This is a genomic window from Sphingomonas sp. 3P27F8 (genome assembly GCF_005502745.1).
GTDB lineage: Bacteria > Pseudomonadota > Alphaproteobacteria > Sphingomonadales > Sphingomonadaceae > Sphingomonas.
In genome coordinates this window covers 411,184-426,061 of sequence record NZ_SCNL01000001.1, presented here as the reverse complement: position 1 = coordinate 426,061, position 14,878 = coordinate 411,184, and the positions used below count along the sequence as shown (strand labels likewise).

Annotated in this window: 17 protein-coding genes, 1 tRNA gene and 1 pseudogene; 14 read left to right on the top strand and 5 right to left on the bottom strand. The window is 63.6% G+C overall.

Features of this window, described 5'->3' with window-relative positions; genetic code table 11:
* Window positions 1–45 precede the first annotated feature (45 nt).
* Genes FFS35_RS02145 through FFS35_RS02130 form a run of 4 tightly spaced genes read left to right on the top strand, consistent with a single transcriptional unit; the run spans window position 46 to window position 3,133 of the window.
* Window positions 46–906 (top strand): ParB N-terminal domain-containing protein, encoded by an 861-nt coding sequence (locus FFS35_RS02145; RefSeq protein ID WP_171007469.1) that lies wholly within the window; start codon window positions 46–48, stop codon window positions 904–906.
* Window positions 907–925: 19 nt separating this feature from the next.
* Window positions 926–1,213: a hypothetical protein gene (locus FFS35_RS02140; protein WP_137785448.1), complete on the top strand. Its 288-nt coding sequence runs from the start codon at window positions 926–928 to the stop codon at window positions 1,211–1,213.
* The gene (locus tag FFS35_RS02135; protein ID WP_137785447.1) at window positions 1,213–2,301 is read left to right on the top strand and encodes a hypothetical protein; all 1,089 of its coding nucleotides are present in this window, start codon (window positions 1,213–1,215) and stop codon (window positions 2,299–2,301) included. Before FFS35_RS02140 ends, FFS35_RS02135 begins: the two co-directional genes overlap by 1 nt.
* 4 nt (window positions 2,302–2,305) lie before the next feature.
* On the top strand, window positions 2,306–3,133 hold the full coding sequence (locus FFS35_RS02130) for a hypothetical protein (protein WP_137785446.1): 828 nt from the start codon (window positions 2,306–2,308) through the stop codon (window positions 3,131–3,133).
* Window positions 3,134–3,151: 18 nt separating this feature from the next.
* Here the strand turns inward: FFS35_RS02130 and FFS35_RS02125 are convergent, their stop codons facing one another.
* The gene (locus FFS35_RS02125; RefSeq protein WP_137785445.1) at window positions 3,152–3,784 is read right to left on the bottom strand and encodes a hypothetical protein; all 633 of its coding nucleotides are present in this window, start codon (window positions 3,782–3,784) and stop codon (window positions 3,152–3,154) included.
* 126 nt (window positions 3,785–3,910) lie between these two features.
* Here FFS35_RS02125 and FFS35_RS02120 point away from each other — a divergent pair, with 126 nt between their 5' ends.
* From FFS35_RS02120 to FFS35_RS02105, 4 genes are read left to right on the top strand one after another with little or no spacing between them, the layout of a single operon-like run.
* Window positions 3,911–4,585, top strand: coding sequence for a hypothetical protein (locus FFS35_RS02120; RefSeq protein ID WP_137785444.1), 675 nt, complete (start codon window positions 3,911–3,913; stop codon window positions 4,583–4,585).
* Window positions 4,582–5,475, top strand: a complete 894-nt coding sequence (locus tag FFS35_RS02115) for a hypothetical protein (protein ID WP_137785443.1) — start codon at window positions 4,582–4,584, stop codon at window positions 5,473–5,475. Before FFS35_RS02120 ends, FFS35_RS02115 begins: the two co-directional genes overlap by 4 nt.
* A gap of 14 nt (window positions 5,476–5,489) precedes the next feature.
* Window positions 5,490–5,888, top strand: coding sequence for a multiubiquitin domain-containing protein (locus tag FFS35_RS02110; RefSeq protein ID WP_137785442.1), 399 nt, complete (start codon window positions 5,490–5,492; stop codon window positions 5,886–5,888).
* Window positions 5,889–5,899: 11 nt separating this feature from the next.
* Entirely contained in the window at window positions 5,900–6,655 is a 756-nt protein-coding gene (locus tag FFS35_RS02105; protein ID WP_137785441.1) for a ThiF family adenylyltransferase, read from the top strand.
* 33 nt (window positions 6,656–6,688) lie between these two features.
* Here the strand turns inward: FFS35_RS02105 and FFS35_RS02100 are convergent, their stop codons facing one another.
* On the bottom strand, window positions 6,689–6,988 hold the full coding sequence (locus FFS35_RS02100; protein WP_137785440.1) for a hypothetical protein: 300 nt from the start codon (window positions 6,986–6,988) through the stop codon (window positions 6,689–6,691).
* A 486-nt stretch (window positions 6,989–7,474) separates the two neighbouring features.
* Between FFS35_RS02100 and FFS35_RS02095 the strand changes: the two genes are divergently transcribed.
* On the top strand, window positions 7,475–8,212 hold the full coding sequence (locus FFS35_RS02095) for a hypothetical protein (RefSeq protein WP_137785439.1): 738 nt from the start codon (window positions 7,475–7,477) through the stop codon (window positions 8,210–8,212).
* On the opposite strand, the gene FFS35_RS20255 is transcribed toward FFS35_RS02095, so the two are convergent.
* The gene (locus FFS35_RS20255; protein ID WP_249341393.1) at window positions 8,203–8,514 is read right to left on the bottom strand and encodes a hypothetical protein; all 312 of its coding nucleotides are present in this window, start codon (window positions 8,512–8,514) and stop codon (window positions 8,203–8,205) included. The two genes, FFS35_RS02095 and FFS35_RS20255, sit on opposite strands and share 10 nt — an antisense overlap.
* Before the next feature lie 152 nt (window positions 8,515–8,666).
* On the opposite strand from FFS35_RS20255, the pseudogene FFS35_RS02085 reads away from it, so the two are divergent.
* Window positions 8,667–9,704, top strand: a pseudogene (locus FFS35_RS02085) (recombinase family protein); the annotation flags it as partial.
* Between the two features lie 300 nt (window positions 9,705–10,004).
* On the opposite strand, the gene FFS35_RS20460 reads toward FFS35_RS02085, so the two are convergent.
* Both FFS35_RS20460 and FFS35_RS02080 read right to left on the bottom strand, forming a co-directional pair.
* Window positions 10,005–10,136 (bottom strand): hypothetical protein, encoded by a 132-nt coding sequence (locus FFS35_RS20460; RefSeq protein ID WP_283214507.1) that lies wholly within the window; start codon window positions 10,134–10,136, stop codon window positions 10,005–10,007.
* A gap of 140 nt (window positions 10,137–10,276) precedes the next feature.
* Window positions 10,277–10,351 (bottom strand) — tRNA-Gly (locus FFS35_RS02080).
* Window positions 10,352–10,473: 122 nt separating this feature from the next.
* Here FFS35_RS02080 and FFS35_RS02075 point away from each other — a divergent pair.
* The 4 genes from FFS35_RS02075 (at window position 10,474) to FFS35_RS02060 (ending at window position 14,794) form a co-directional block, all read left to right on the top strand.
* Complete coding sequence (locus tag FFS35_RS02075; RefSeq protein ID WP_137785437.1) at window positions 10,474–11,184, top strand: response regulator transcription factor; 711 nt, start codon at window positions 10,474–10,476, stop codon at window positions 11,182–11,184.
* Window positions 11,181–12,497, top strand: coding sequence for an ATP-binding protein (locus tag FFS35_RS02070; RefSeq protein ID WP_137785436.1), 1,317 nt, complete (start codon window positions 11,181–11,183; stop codon window positions 12,495–12,497). The genes FFS35_RS02075 and FFS35_RS02070 overlap by 4 nt, the downstream gene beginning before the upstream one ends.
* 69 nt (window positions 12,498–12,566) lie before the next feature.
* Window positions 12,567–13,262, top strand: coding sequence for a carbonic anhydrase (locus FFS35_RS02065; protein ID WP_137785435.1), 696 nt, complete (start codon window positions 12,567–12,569; stop codon window positions 13,260–13,262).
* Window positions 13,259–14,794 (top strand): SulP family inorganic anion transporter, encoded by a 1,536-nt coding sequence (locus tag FFS35_RS02060; RefSeq protein WP_249341392.1) that lies wholly within the window; start codon window positions 13,259–13,261, stop codon window positions 14,792–14,794. Before FFS35_RS02065 ends, FFS35_RS02060 begins: the two co-directional genes overlap by 4 nt.
* Window positions 14,795–14,878: the final 84 nt, after the last annotated feature.

Sequence of the window (14,878 nt, the reverse complement as noted above, 5' to 3'; positions counted from 1 at the left end):
GCCCATCGGGCAGATCGATTCTTGTCACCAATCGAGGAACACGCGATGCCCAACCAGCTTCCCCTTCCTTCCTTCCGCTCGACCACCCGGATCGTCCATGTCGATCCGGCGACGGTGCGGCTCTCGTCGCTCAACCCGCGCGCGCGGACGTCGCATTCGCCCGACAGTGTCGCCGCTCTCGCCGACGAAATCAAGGAGGTCGGCCAGATCAACGACGCGCACGGCGAGACCGCCAAGGATGGCGTTATCGAGCTGTTTGCCGGGTCGCGGCGCCGGGAGGCGTGTATCGTCGCCGGGGTCGAATTGCGCATCCGTATGCACACGGATCTCCCGCGCGACGCCGCGATCGGCATCGCCTACCGCGACGACCGCGAAGCCGTGCCGGTCAGCCTGTGGGATCTGTCCGACGGATGGTCCCGAATGCTGGGCGACGGCATCGTCAAGACCGAAGCCGCGCTCGCCAAGATGGTCGGTGTTGACAAGAGCACGATGAACCGGGGGCTGGCGTTCCAGAAGGCGCCGGCCGCGATCCTCGATGCTTTCCCCGATCGCCGTGCGATCAGCCTCACCCAGTGGATCGAGCTCGCGCCGCTGATCGAGAACGACGAAACCCGCGCCCGCCTCATCGAGCGCGCCGGCCTCATCGCAAGCAAGGGCTATGCGGCAACCCGCGTCGCCGCCGAGCTCAAGGCGGCGGCCGCCAACAAGGCCGAGATCAGGCCGTTCGAGGTGCGCAACCGCCACGACAAGGTGATCGCCACCGTCCAGCCCGACCATCGCGGCGGGTTCGCGATCAAGGTCAAGCCCATGCTCGAGCTGCATCCCAGCTACCGGCTGGAGTTCGCAAAGCTCATCCACGACCGCTTCGCCGAGGTTCTCAAGACCTGGTTCGACCGCGATGTCTGACAGCTCTCGGAGAGACGCGATGGCTAGGGAAACGCGGATCTGCTCGTTCGGCGAGATCCAGCAGCTGATCGGGAAGGACGACAGCGTCGTGCTCGCGCAGCTGTCGGACAAGCATCGTCCCGATCCGTGGCCGGCCTGCGCGACCTGTCCTGCCCGGGATTGGTATCTGACCGTGAAGGGCCTGCGCTGTTACTGCAACGAACACCGGTACGTGTCCTGGGTCTCCAATGATAACCCGGTCCTGATGTGCGAAGCGCGCGAGCGTTTGATCGAGGAAGACGCGGCTGCCGCCCGTGGCGGCGGCTGATGGAGTCACGGATCGTGAATATATGGCGTAGGGAATATGGTAGGCAAAGCGCGTCGGATCTCGCGCTTGAAATCCTGGATGACATCGAAAGGAAGTTGGTCGCGTTCAGCGATCCGCGTCCGATCGTCCGGTCGATCCGCATCGGCGCCGGTCTTCGCGACCTGCATGATTTCGAGGTCGAGGTCGAGCTTGCGCCCGGCGCCATCCTGGCCGTCAGATACCAATCGGTCGATGAGGAGGGACGCGATCCTGACGCGCTGGAGAACCAGGCAGGCTCCGTAGCCTTTCTCGTAGGCGAAGGCGTCAAGGATCTTGCAGCGTTCGGCTTTGGTGCTCTTGCCGACGTTTTGCACGACCTGCGCGTGCGAGCCCGCAAGGCGTTCGCTGAATATTGGGCCGGCGGCGTCTACGAAACACTCGTTGATATCCGCATCATCTATACCGAATTCTGGCTGCCGCGAGATGGTGTGACCTTCGGGTTGAGGTTCCGTTGCCTCGACGACAAACTTCGACCTTCCATCGAAACACTGGAGACCACGGACCCCGACAGCCTTGAGGCCGAACTCGCGTCACCGCAGCAAGATTTACGCTTCGCCCGGAAGGCCGAACTGGCGCGGCAGGGAGCGGACGGCTGGGTCGATCAACTGGTGCTGAACGCCGCCGCCCAATATGGCGACGTCGCAAAGATCCTCCGGGGTGAACAGTCGGAGATACCACTCTGGCTGTCGCAAGCGCTGACCATCTGGACGACCGATGGTCACGTCAGGTGTCACGGCTGGGATGAATCAAATCCCAACTTCAGATGGAATCGAAACTCGATAGAGATTTTAGGGCGCTCCGCGCCAGACACCGTGCTCACGGCAATGCGCGGACGACCGATCACCCAGCTTGTCGAGCATCCGGTGCTGTCGGACGACATGGTGATCTCACATGCATACTCGAGGTTCGAATACGACACGCATTCGATCCGCGCGGAGTTCGAACAGCCGCGGCGGCTGTTCTGCGGTGCGTCGGGCCGCGTTTGGGATCCCGATCCCGCGACGCGGAACCGGTCGCCGGCATCGAGCGGGGCATGTGGCGATGAGTAACTTCATGGACCTGGGGATCATCGAGGAGCGTGCCCGCAGCATCGTCGCCGCCTGCGCGACCCCGAGCGCAAGCGACATCGCCATCATCCAGCGAAATCAGGCGTCTGTATCGGTCAGGATCGCCGACGAACGCCTGGATCTCGACCCGACCGATCCGTCCCTGCCGGTTCAGTTCGCCTTTTTGAAGAGCCGGGTCGCATCGATCACTCGCATTCAACGCGTCATCGCGATGGTGACGGCGGCTGACATATCTCCGGATACCTTCCCGCTCTGGACCCTTTGCGCCCTTCGGCCGATCGCGGAGTGGGTCGCTTGGGCTGGCGTTGAGAAGGAGCTGATCCCCCATGCGCGATGGGGGCAAAAGGACCGAAAGTCGAAGCTGGTCATCGCCGATAGAGTGGCCGTGTTTGCGGACATCGAAGGCCGGAACATGGCGTTGCACGCAGGTTTGTACGGCGGCGCTTTGACCGGCTCCCTGACGTTGGCGAACACGCCACGCTGTTATTTCACCGATCGGCCGCACCCACATATCGTCGTTGAAGCCACGACGCTTCCAGAGACTCTGATCGTGGAGATCGAGGAGCGTTTGTCGTCGCGCAACATTCCGGTGCGATTAAGCGATGTCATCGCCCACCCGTTTCTGTCGGCCTACGATCCGCTCATCAGCAGTGTCGCCAATCGCGGTGCGGGGGTGATGATTGGCTTCGATTGCGATTTCACGACCCTGCAACCTGTTCCGGAGGCTGCCATGCGCGCAGTTCCCATCGACGCGGATCCGGCGAGGCCCTGGAACCTTACGCACGCCGAGCGGGCGAGGCTTCAGGAACTCTAGGTTACCCGCATTTCGCTGCTAAAGCGCGCTGAACCGGAGCCGGTCAATTTCGTCCGCAACCTGCTCCTCGCTCACCGTTTCGAGCGTGGCGAGGTTCGTAATCAGCGCCGACATATACGGCCGCGTGTCGAAAACGATGCCCTGCCGCGTCGTCTCGCCCCATACCTTGCTTAGGGCGTCGTTGTCCGGGTGGCAGGTGATCAGTCCGAGTGGCCCGTCGTAGCGCGTGTCGCTCGCCGCCTTCTGTCCGAGACGCGCCAACGCCACTCCTTCAATCGCCACGAAGCTGGCGTCGAGTGGCTGACCTTCGCCCCAGCGGCTGCGCGCATGGTCAGGCCCCAGCCCGGCGACAAGCGCAGGGATGAAGTCAGCCCACCGCTCGCTCACATATCGGACCGCAACGATCGGCAGCATGAACGCCGCCATCAAGCGGAAAGCGGTTGCTAGGGCTGCGAGTTCGACCAGGCCGTAGCTGAAACGCTCATAGGCTTTGCCGTCGGGCTTCTTCAGCAGCCCGATCCGCTGCAGCTGGCGTATTCGCGCCTGAAATGCTGAGCGCGCGCTTTCCGGCTGCTCGAGCGCCGCCATGAGCAGCGTCGTCGCCTCCTCATAGCCCAATCGAATCGCCGGTGGTTGTGCATGCCCGCTCACAGCGCCTGCGTGCCGTGCCAACCGTCGCGGAGCAAGAACAGCGATCAGATAGAGAGTTCTCTATTTCTCTTGACGCGAAGTGTTTAGGATTATACACAGCTCTCTACATAACGAGTGTGAGAGGTCATGGGACTGTTTGAACGGATGCATGCGGACGCGGCGGAGCGGGTCGCGCTCAAACCGGCCCGCATTCGTCCGATTGCATTTCGCATGGTGCGCGATCTCGACGCAAGAAATGGCGTCGCGCTCCTGTTCGAGCGCCCCGGCACCAATTCCACCGTGCGCATCTGGTCTGGTGTGTTCGATTCGCGCGCCGAATGCACGGCGATCCTCGCCATGGCGAAGGAACAGGCCGACAGGCTGGAATTCTGGGGCCGGCTAGTGCTCACCTTGGGCGCCGCGCCGCTCGACCCGATCATCGCGGTGATCGCCTGCAAGGCCCGCAAGGAGGCGATCGAGGATGCCGAGCGTCGCCGCAAGAAAGCCGCGGCCCGCCGCACAATCCATCTCTACATCCGCGAGCGTAAGGGCCGTTTCTATCTCGATCTCGAGCGCGCCAGCGATAACGCGCCCGAATGGTCGATCCGCTTCGATGGCCGCAGCGAACGCGACCGGATGTGCGACTGGCTGCGCTGGCAGAAGCCGCATTTCCGCGAATACCTCGCCTATGCCGCAGCGAACGGCGACCACGCCCTCGAGAAGCGGCTGGTCGACGAGATGTTCGAAACCGAGGCACGGCTGAAAAAGGAGGGTCGCGTTGCCGGCGGCCTGCGGCCGCTGAGAATGTGGCGCGGCGAGTGAACACGCTCCCCGCTCCGTTCGAGCCCGCGACGCCGGCGATGATCGTCGGCCACTCGACGGCCGCGTCCACACCGCCGCTCGGCCTCGGTGAGCCGTTCGCGCTGATGGGCGGTGACCGCCTCGGCCCCGGCGGCATCGCGTTCGACCTCGGTCATGACTGGCAGCGCGATTTCATCGACGCGGTCGCCGACGCCTGTGACGACCATCTCGCGGCGGAACGGCCGTGGTTCAAGATGCCCGCGACGGCATTGGTTGGACATGCCGGCTCCGGGCGCACCCACGCCGCGCGGATGCTCGCATCCGCCGCGGGCGTGCCGCACGTGATCCTAAACCTGTCCGACCCTGTCATCGCGATGAATGTGTCGGCATCGGGCGAGATCAACGAAGCCCTATGGGTGTCGCCTGTCGTGACTGCGATGGCCGCGACGCGATGCGCCAATCCGGTCGTCACCGTGGTTGGTGCTGAGCACAATGCCGATGCCGCGATGGCCTTGGTGGCAATGGTCGACCCGATGCTTGGGCGCGCCTGGCGCGAGGACCGGATCGCCACCAGCGCCGACCTGGGTGAGGTAAGCTGGTTCATCCAGTGCTCGGACCCGTCCAACCTACCCTCGCCGCTGGTCGACCGACTGCAGATTGTCCCCATGCGCCAGAAGAATGTCGTGCCCAACTCCACGATCGCGCTCTCGCTCCTGACCGAGGTGCTCGCCGATCTAGGCATCGCCCGCAACGACCCGGCCGTCGTCTGGCACGATATCGTCGATCGCATCGATTGGTGCGGGTTCACCACCGCCGCGAAAGCCTACGCGGATCTGCGCAGCGCCGTGATCCAGGCGCAATACGACTTCGCCACCCAGCGGCACACCAACGCCGATCTCGATCCCTACTGAAAAGGAGACTGATGATGACGATGCTCACGACCAAGACCGTCGGCGAAGGAGCTGCGGTGCCCGCAGGCCTCCAGCATGACGTAAATCCGTCCACGGCGACGCCCGCCGCCCGGCGCGCGCCCTATTACCTGGTCGGCGAGCACGAGCGCAGCAGCGCGCGTCCTGCCAATGTCGATGCGGGCCGGACGCTCGTTTGCGTCAACGGACGCTGGCACGGCTTGCGCGGTGACCTCGCGACGTTCGAGCAGATTCTGGCGCTCGCCTATCCCGATCTCGAGCGGCCCTGGTCGACCGCCACGGTTACCTACCGCCGAGGGGTGGCGACGCGGCCCGCCGGCTCGCTGACACCCGGCGATGTGGTGCCCGTGGCCGACGGCATGCTGATCAACGCCAACGTCACCGTGCTGAGCTGAGAGTCGTCATCATGTCGGTCTCCCCGTTCATCTACGCCGATACGGCCAGCCCGCGCGCCGGGATCGATGCGGTGTCGGCACGTCTTGTCGGCGGGACGATCGCCATCATCGGCTGTGGCGGCAACGGCTCGTACATCCTCGATCTCGTTGCCAAGACGCCGGTCGAGCGGATTCTCCTCATCGATGGCGATGTGATGGAGCAGCACAATGCGTTTCGCGCGCCCGGCGCCGCATCGCAGGCCGAAGTCAACGCCGAGATGTTCAAGGTCGATTACTTCGCGCGCATATATGGCCGGATGCACGCGAGCATCGAGGCGCACGCGGCGCACCTCGACGCTGACAATTTCAAGTTGCTCGATGAGGTCGACTTCGCCTTCCTCTGCGTTGACAGCGTCGAGGCGCGTGCCGAGATCGTTCCGGCACTGCAGGCGCGCGACATTCCTTTCATCGACACCGGCATCGGGCTCACGCTCGTCGATGACCAGCTCATGGGGATGGTCCGCGTCACCACGAGCACCCCTTCGGTACGCGGCCATTCCACCGCCCGCGGACGTATCCCGATCGAGACGAGCGGCGCAGACATCTATCGCTCCAATGTCCAGATAGCGGACATGAACGCTCTCGCCGCAGCGCTCGCGGTGATGCGCTGGAAACGCTTGCGCGGGTTCTACCTCGACCTCGAAGGCGAGTACCACGCGACGTTCGCGGTCGACGGCAATCACATGCTCAACGAGGACCACCGTCCGGCCGACAAGGTCGATGGGTGACCACGTCCGACATCACGCCCGGCCGCGCGCCGCCTACGCCACCACGAGCCGCTCGGCACGAGCATCGGCCAGCGGCAGAAGGCTCGCCATCTCGGTCCTTCGCAGCGACCAGGCGAGCGAGCGCGCCATCAACCGTCGCTGACGGCGGGTCGGCCGGGCGTCGAACGAGGTGAACGCCGGATTGTCGCCGCGCTGCGCGATTAGCTCAGTCGCCAGCACACGGCAGCGCCAGACGATGAAAATGCCGATCGCGGTCGCGGCGATATCGACGAGCAGCAGCGGCGCCTTCCGGATCGCCAGCGAAGCGACGAGCAGAACAAAGATCATGAGCATGTTGAACACTTTCAATTTTTCCCCAGCCCCTGCTGGATCACTTCACCAGAGCCCTTTCCGCTTCCTCCTCACAAATCTTGTCGCGGTCCGCAAAGCCATCGCCTGCAGTTTCGTGGGACTTACATCGCTAGAACGGCACCCATCCCGTCAGAAGCTGACGGATGAGAGTTTCAACGGATCAAGGTCGCGCCGCAAACCCATCCACCGCCGGGAACGGCGTGGGGTTCGTTGGGGCGAGCCTGCCAGGTCCGGCCAGCGATCCCGACCCTGCGGTCGTCGAATTCGTGAAGGCATTTGCTCGCGCGAACGTCGCACGCGACCGCACACGGCTTCGCTCGGTGCGCGGCGCGGACTGATGCCGCCGAGCTTGGCCCAGCAGGTCCGCCGTTCGGGCACCCAGCTCGACTTACCCGAGCGCCAGGGCGCTAGTCCACCTTCAGGCGGCATGCCATCATTGGCAGCCGCTGCTCATCGGCAATCGAAATGATGCCCAGAACCACCGATCCTTCTACCAGCCCATCGGTCGCCCCCGAAGAGACCTTCGGTTCAGACGGACCTACCGAGGAGGATCGCCGACGCGTGCGAAAAGCACGGCGCCAAGCTCGTGCGGACGCTGCTCAGATCGAGAAAGAGCGCGAGACCGCGCTAATGACCGTTTTCCGGACGGAGATTGGCGATGTCGTCCGGTCAACGTCGCCACTGCTGATCTCGCTCCTCGCCATCGAGGGACTTACGCTGGACGACGCCATGGCGTTGATGAAGCCTGGGCGATTTTGGCCGCACGAACCCCAATTGTGGAATCGCCCACGCAAGCCGGCGCTCCACACTCATGTGCCTAAATACGATCCGGTCGGTCTGCAGCCAATGAAGATCTGCAAGCATCCGCTGCACAGTCACCGGTTTGATCGCCCGGATGGCGACTACCTGGATATCAACATCGTCGACCACTCGCTGGAGCTCTGTGCGAGGGTCAAGCCGGTTTTTCTCCAGACGCGGTTTGGAGTTCTGCGCATCGAGCTGGACGACGTCATTCCCGACACTGTCCTCACGGGCAGCATCGGCCGAACGATCGACGAGATCGTCGACCATGAAGCGTGGCGCGGGCGCGGATGGCGGATCATCGCGACAGAGGACGGGTATCCGCCGCTTCAGGGTCAGGCGCTGGTCGTGGCGATGGGTTCAGTTCCTTACCGAGTGATATGGCCGGAGCAGGATCAGCAATGAACGCAGTCATCTATGTCCGCGCATCGAGCTCCTCGCCTGATGCGCATGTGCTGGTCGATCAGATCGCGGCTTGCGGCGGGCTTTGCGAACGCAACGGGTGGGCCGTCATCGGCATCTTCTACGACACGAGCAGCGGAAGTGGAACGCTTGCACAGAAAAAGCGCACTGGGTTGCACGCCTTGCTTGCGATCATCGAGCAGGGCGACATCGACTATGTCGTGATCGAGACGGCGGATCGCATCGCCCGCGATCGCATCTATACTTCTGCCATCCAGGAAGACATCGAGCGCGCCGGCGCTCAATTGGTCAGTGTTTCGGACAGCGACCGGACCGGCATCGCCGACACCATCCTCGCGTTGTTCGACACGGCGTTTCGAGATGACTGGATCGCAAGGATCAAGCGCGGCACCCATGCCTCGGTCTCGGCTCGACGCGCCGATCTGTCGAAATAGATATGCAAACCGTCATCTACGCGCGGTTCTCGAGCGCCCTCCAGAATGCTCGATCCATCGAAGATCAGATAGCCCTCTGCCGTGAACGTTGTGAGCGCGAGGGATGGACGGTCGTCGAGGTCTTCACCGACTACGCCATAAGCGGTGCCGCCGGCATCGACGAGAACGGTCGGCCGGGGTTGAGCGCGATGCTGGCACGGATTGAAGCCGGCGGGATCGATCAGGTGGTAGCGGAAGCAACCGATCGCATCGCGCGGCATCAGGGCGATGCGTACACGATACGCGAGCGCATCACCTTTGCCGGCGCCCGGCTCTTCACGCTCTCGGACGGTGAGGTTACCGACATCACCGCCACCTTCCGCGGGTTGATGGACGCACAGTTCCGCCGCGACCTGGCGGCGAAGATCAAGAGGGGTCAGCGCGGTACCATTTCCCAGAAGCGCTCGGCAGCGGGATTGGCTTATGGATATCGCAAGGCGAATAGGTTCGACGATAATGGCGAACTGATCCGGGGTCTGCGCGAAGTTGATGAAGAGCAGGGCAAGGTCGTCCGGCGCATCTTTGAGGAGTTCGCCGCTGGACAGTCGCCACGCGCCATCGCCGAACGACTGAACCAGGATGGTGTGGAAACACCGGGCGGTCGGCTGAGTGGACCGCGATTCTGGCGAGCCTCCACCATCTACGGTGATCGCAAGCGTAAGAACGGCATCCTCCAGAACCGGCTTTACCGCGGCCAGTTGGTTTTCAATCGCACGAGGAAGGTACTCGACCCACGCACCCGTACCCATCTCATCCGCGCCAACCCCGAGAACGAATGGCTGGTCGAAGAGGTGCCGGCGCTGCGCATCGTCGACGACGCGCTCTGGGATAAAGTGCAACTCATGCTCGGTAAGGTCCAGAGTCGCGCGCCGGACAAGAACCGACGTCCGAAGCATATCCTGTCCGGTCTCGTCGCTTGCGGATCGTGCGGTGGTAGCTGGACGATCCACAGCGGGAATCGTTGGGGGTGCTCGCGTTACAAGGAGGGTGGGAAGCACGCCTGTTCCAACAACCGCATCATCTCGACCGATCGCCTTGAGACCCGGGTGCTGAATGGACTGCAGCACTACATGCTCAACGAGAAGCTCATTGAAGTCTATGTCGAAGAATATCGCGCAGAGTTCGCGAAGCGATCCAAAGAACTCGGTCGCGAGGGCGATCGTCTCAAAAAGCGGCACGCCGAAGCTGTGGCCAAGATCGAACGCCTGGTGGACGCCGTTGCCAACGGCGCTGAAGACTTTGTCGAGATCCGTGACGTCCTTGCCAAGGCCCGCACCGAACGCGATCAGCTCGCGGAGCAGCTATCGCAGGTCGAGCAGCTGCCAACCGTCGTGCTGCATCCTGCCGTCGTCGCCGACTATCGCCGGCAGGTCGCCAAGCTGAACGCCGCTCTCGGCGACAACCCCGAAGCCCGCCTTGAAGCCATTCCCCAACTAAGGGCGCTAATCAATCAGGTGAAGGTATCGCCTGCTGAGCAGGAGAAGGGTGTGACAATTGAGGTGATCGGCCGCCTGACCTCGATCATGGCTCTCGCCACGGGCCAGCCTGTTTCAGAAAAACAGTACTATAACGTTGGAGCGGGCGAAGGGATTCGAACCCTCGACCCCAACCTTGGCAAGGTTGTGCTCTACCCCTGAGCTACGCCCGCTCTGGCGTTCATCGCCGGGCAGACCCGGCGGGTGAGGCGCGGCCACTAGCAGCGCCGTTCGGGCTTGCCAACCCCCCTTGTGCGTTGACCGCGCAACGGGTTCGCGATTAGGCCTTCGCGCGATGACCGCACCTGTTATCCTGCTCGTCGAGGACGATCCCGCGCTTCGCATGCTCACCGCGCGCGCGCTGCAGGAGAACGGTTTCGTCGTCCGCCCTGCATCCGCTGCGCCGGAGATGTGGCTGGCGCTTGATTCAGGCCCGGTCGATCTCGTGTTGCTGGATATCATGCTCCCGGGCACCAGCGGCATCGATCTGTGCCGTGCGTTGCGGCAGAAAAGCGACGTGCCGATCATTTTCATGTCGGCCCGGTCGAGCGAGACGGATCGTGTAGTCGGTCTTGAGCTTGGGGCGGACGATTATATCGCCAAGCCGTTCGGCGTACGCGAACTGGTGGCGCGGGTGCGGGCGGTGCTGCGCCGCCCGGCGCTCGATCGCCGGTCGGGCGAAGGCGATTCCGGTCTGATCCGCTTCGAGGGGTGGACGATCAACCTGCCGCGCAGGGAATTGATCTCCGCGACGGGCGCCGTGGTGGACCTGACGGGCGCCGAATTCGACCTGCTCGTCGTGCTTGCCGATCATGCGCAACGCGTCATCGCGCGCGAGCGGCTGATCGAACTCTCCAGGACGCGGCTGGGTGACAGCTCGGACCGATCGATCGACGTGCTTGTGAGCCGGTTGCGGCGCAAGCTTTCCAGCGTCGGAAACATTGCGCCGATCGTCACGGTGCGCGGTGTCGGGTATATGCTCAACGTTCCGGTGGAGCGCAGTTGAGGCGGCTGGTTCCCTCTGTCGGCCTGCTTGGTCAGGTTGTCGCGATCCTGCTGCTGACGATGTTGATCGAGTTTGGCGTCTCAACGCTGTTATACGAGCGCGCGAGCCAGTTTTCGGTGCGTGACGACGAGGCGCGGCGGCTGGCTGAGCACCTCGTTATCAGTCGTCGGCTGGTGGAGGAACGGCCGCCGGAACAGCGCCCCGCGATGGCCGATGATCTGACCACCGATCGCTATGAAATGCACTGGGATCGCAAGCCGCCGCACGTGCCCCCGGTGGCGCCCACGCTCGATCAGATGCAGCGGCAGATCATGGAATGGGAGCCGTCGCTCGGCACGCGCGATCTGCGTATCCGCTTAACGTCGCCGGGCACGAGTTCGGCCGTCACGGGGGGCTTGCGGCTCAACGACGACAGCTGGCTGCATTTCCGCACGCTCGAGCCGGTGGCGCGGCTGAATTTTGGCTTCGAGCGGATCGCGCTGGCGCTGGTCCCCGCGATCGCGCTGATGGTGATCGGTGGACTGATGCTGCGTCGTGCGTTGCTGCCGCTCCGGCGACTTGCCGTGGCGGCTGACCGCGTGGGGCAGCATGAAGTCGAGCCCGTGCCGGAGGATGGGCCGGGCGACGTGCGCCGGCTGGTTGCCGCATTCAACCGGATGCAGGCGCGCATCCGCGCCTTGATCGAAACACGCACGCAGGCGCTGGCGGCGGTCGGGCATGACCTGCGAACGCCCCTGGCGCGCCTGCGCCTGCGGAGCGAATCGGTTGAAGACGACGAGACCCGCACCGCAATCGATCACGACGTCGCGGAGATGGAAGCGATGGTGACATCGCTGCTCGCGTTTCTGGGCGGGGATAGCGATCCCGAAACGCCGGTTTCCGTAGACCTTGCCGTGATGTGCGCGACGTTGGTGGACGATGCCAATGATCTTGGCAGAATGGCGGACTATGATGGCCCCGATCACCTCGAGATGCGGTTGCGCCGGTCCGGCTTCAAGCGCGCGCTGACCAACCTGGTCGACAATGCGCTTCATTATGGCGACCAACTCACGGTCGCGCTCGAAAAGACAGGCGGCGGCGTGACGATCAGGGTCATCGATGATGGGCCCGGGATACCCCAGGAAAGGCTTGCCGACGTGCTTCAGCCGTTCGTTCGGCTTGATCCGGCGCGTCGCCGCGACACCGTGGGCTTCGGCCTGGGGCTGGCGATCGCGATGCAGGCGGTACAGGCCGAGGGCGGCACGCTAAGTCTGGCGAATCGCGTGCCGCACGGGCTGGAAGCTGCGATCCGATTGCCCGGACACAAAACTTAACAGTTGCGCGGCGTCGCAGCAAAACAACGCGCTTAATTACCCTGCTCCATGACTAGAGGAGCAACTCCCGTGAACGACCTTATCGGCCGCGTATTCAGTTTCGAAAAGCAGGTCTTCCCGAACCAGCAGGCGCTTTACTCGAAGCTTGCGACGGACGGGCAGAGTCCAAAGGCGCTGATGATATCATGCGCTGACTCGCGCATCGTTCCCGAACATATCATGCAGGCGGACCCGGGCGATCTTTTCGTCTGCCGCAATGCGGGCAATATCGTTCCGCCCTATGCGACCATGAACGGCGGCGTGTCCTCGACCGTGGAATATGCCGTCGCTGCGCTCGATGTGCGCGACATCATCGTTTGCGGCCACTCGGATTGCGGCGCGATGAAGGCGCTGGTCAATCCGGAAATGACCGAAGGCATGCCGAACGTCGCGGCGTGGCTGCGCCACAGCCACGCGGCGAAATGCGTGCTCGATTCCTCTTATCCCGATCTCGAGAACGGTGCGGCGGTGCGCGCGGCGAGCCTCGAGAATGTGGTTGTCCAGATCGCGCATCTTCGTACTCACCCGTCGGTTGCCGCCGGAATCGCGCGGGGGGAAATCGCGTTGCACGGCTGGTTTGTCGATATCCACGCCGGGCAGATGCTGGCGCTGGACGGGAAAAGCGGGCGCTTTCTGCCCGTGCGCGACGATGCGCCGCTGCCGGTCGCGTTGCCTGCCGCGCCGCGTATCGCGGCAGAATTCATCATGCAGGAGGCGGCGGAGTGAAGCATGAGGTCATCACGCCGCCGGGCGTGTCGATCCCACGGCTCAAGTTTCTCGGACGCGATCTGACCTCGTCGATCGTTGTCTTTCTGGTTGCGATGCCCTTATGCATGGGCATCGCAGTCGCTTCCGGCGTGCCTCCGGAAAAGGGGCTGATCACCGGCATCATCGGCGGCATTGTCGTTGGCACGCTCGCCGGCTCGCCGTTGCAGGTCAGCGGCCCGGCCGCCGGCCTTGCGGTGATCGTCTTCGAACTGGTGCGCGACAAGGGCCTGTCGGCGCTTGGGCCGATCCTGATTCTCGCGGGGGTCATCCAGATCGCGGCCGGCATCTTCCGGCTCGGCGGATGGTTTCGCGCGATCAGCCCTGCGGTCGTCCACGGGATGCTCGCTGGCATCGGCGCGCTGATCGTCGTGGGCCAGTTTCACGTATTGTTCGATGCCAAGCCGCTGTCGAGTGGCCCCGCCAATCTTGCCGCCATGCCAGGCAGGCTGCTCGGGTTGTCGGCGACCAATATGCAGGCTGCGGAACTCGCTTTCACCGTGGCGCTGGTGACAATTGCTGCGATGCTCGGCTGGGAGAAGTGGCGGCCGCAATCGATGAAGCTGGCGCCAGGAGCATTGGTTGGTGTGCTTGCCGGCACATTCGTGACGGTGGCGTTGGGCCTGGATGTCGCCAAGGTTGTCGTGCCTGAATCGATCCTGGCTGCGATAGCGCCGCCGGAAAGCGGCTTCTGGGCAAAGTGGCTCGATCCATCGATCCTCGCCGCCGCGCTGGCGATCGCCTTCATCGCGTCGGCTGAGACATTGCTGTCCGCCGCAGCGGTCGACAAGATGCATGGCGGCGTCCGCACAGATTACAACAAGGAGCTTCGCGCGCAGGGCGTGGGCAACCTGCTGTGCGGCGCGGCGGGTGCGCTGCCGATGACGGGCGTTATCGTGCGCTCTTCCGCGAACGTGCAGGCCGGCGCGATCACGCGTGCGTCGGCGATCCTTCACGGCATTTGGATTCTCGGCTTCGTCGCGCTGTTGCCATGGCTCCTGCGCGAGATTCCGATGGCTGCGCTCGGCGCGATCCTGGTTGTCACCGGGTGGCGGTTGGTCAGCCTGACCCACGCGAAGCATCTGTTCCGAGATCATGGCGTGCTGCCCGTTGTCATCTGGGCGGCGACGCTCATCATGGTGGTGGCGACGGATCTGTTGACCGGCGTGCTGGTCGGCATCGGGCTTACGGTGCTCGAACTCGTGCCAAACATTCGCCGTCTGCGGTTGCGCGTGTTCGAGGAGCCGGAGGGCGAAACGCACCAGATCACGCTCGATGGTTCGGCCACCTTCGTGACGTTACCGAAAATGTCTGACACGCTCGATCGTGCGCCGGTGGGCAAGCCGGTTCGGCTCGATGTCACCCGGCTTGGCGCCGTGGATCATACCAGTGCCGAGATGCTGCGCGACTGGTTTCAGCGCCGTCGCGCGGGCGGTTTGCCTGTCGAAGTGCTCGGAGGCGAGCGTGGCCGAATCGCCACACTCATCGAGTGACATAAGATCGAGCAACAGTTCGACACAAAACAGCAACAAAACAGATAAAATGCTGCAGTAGCGTAAAGACTGTCGGTTAGCCGA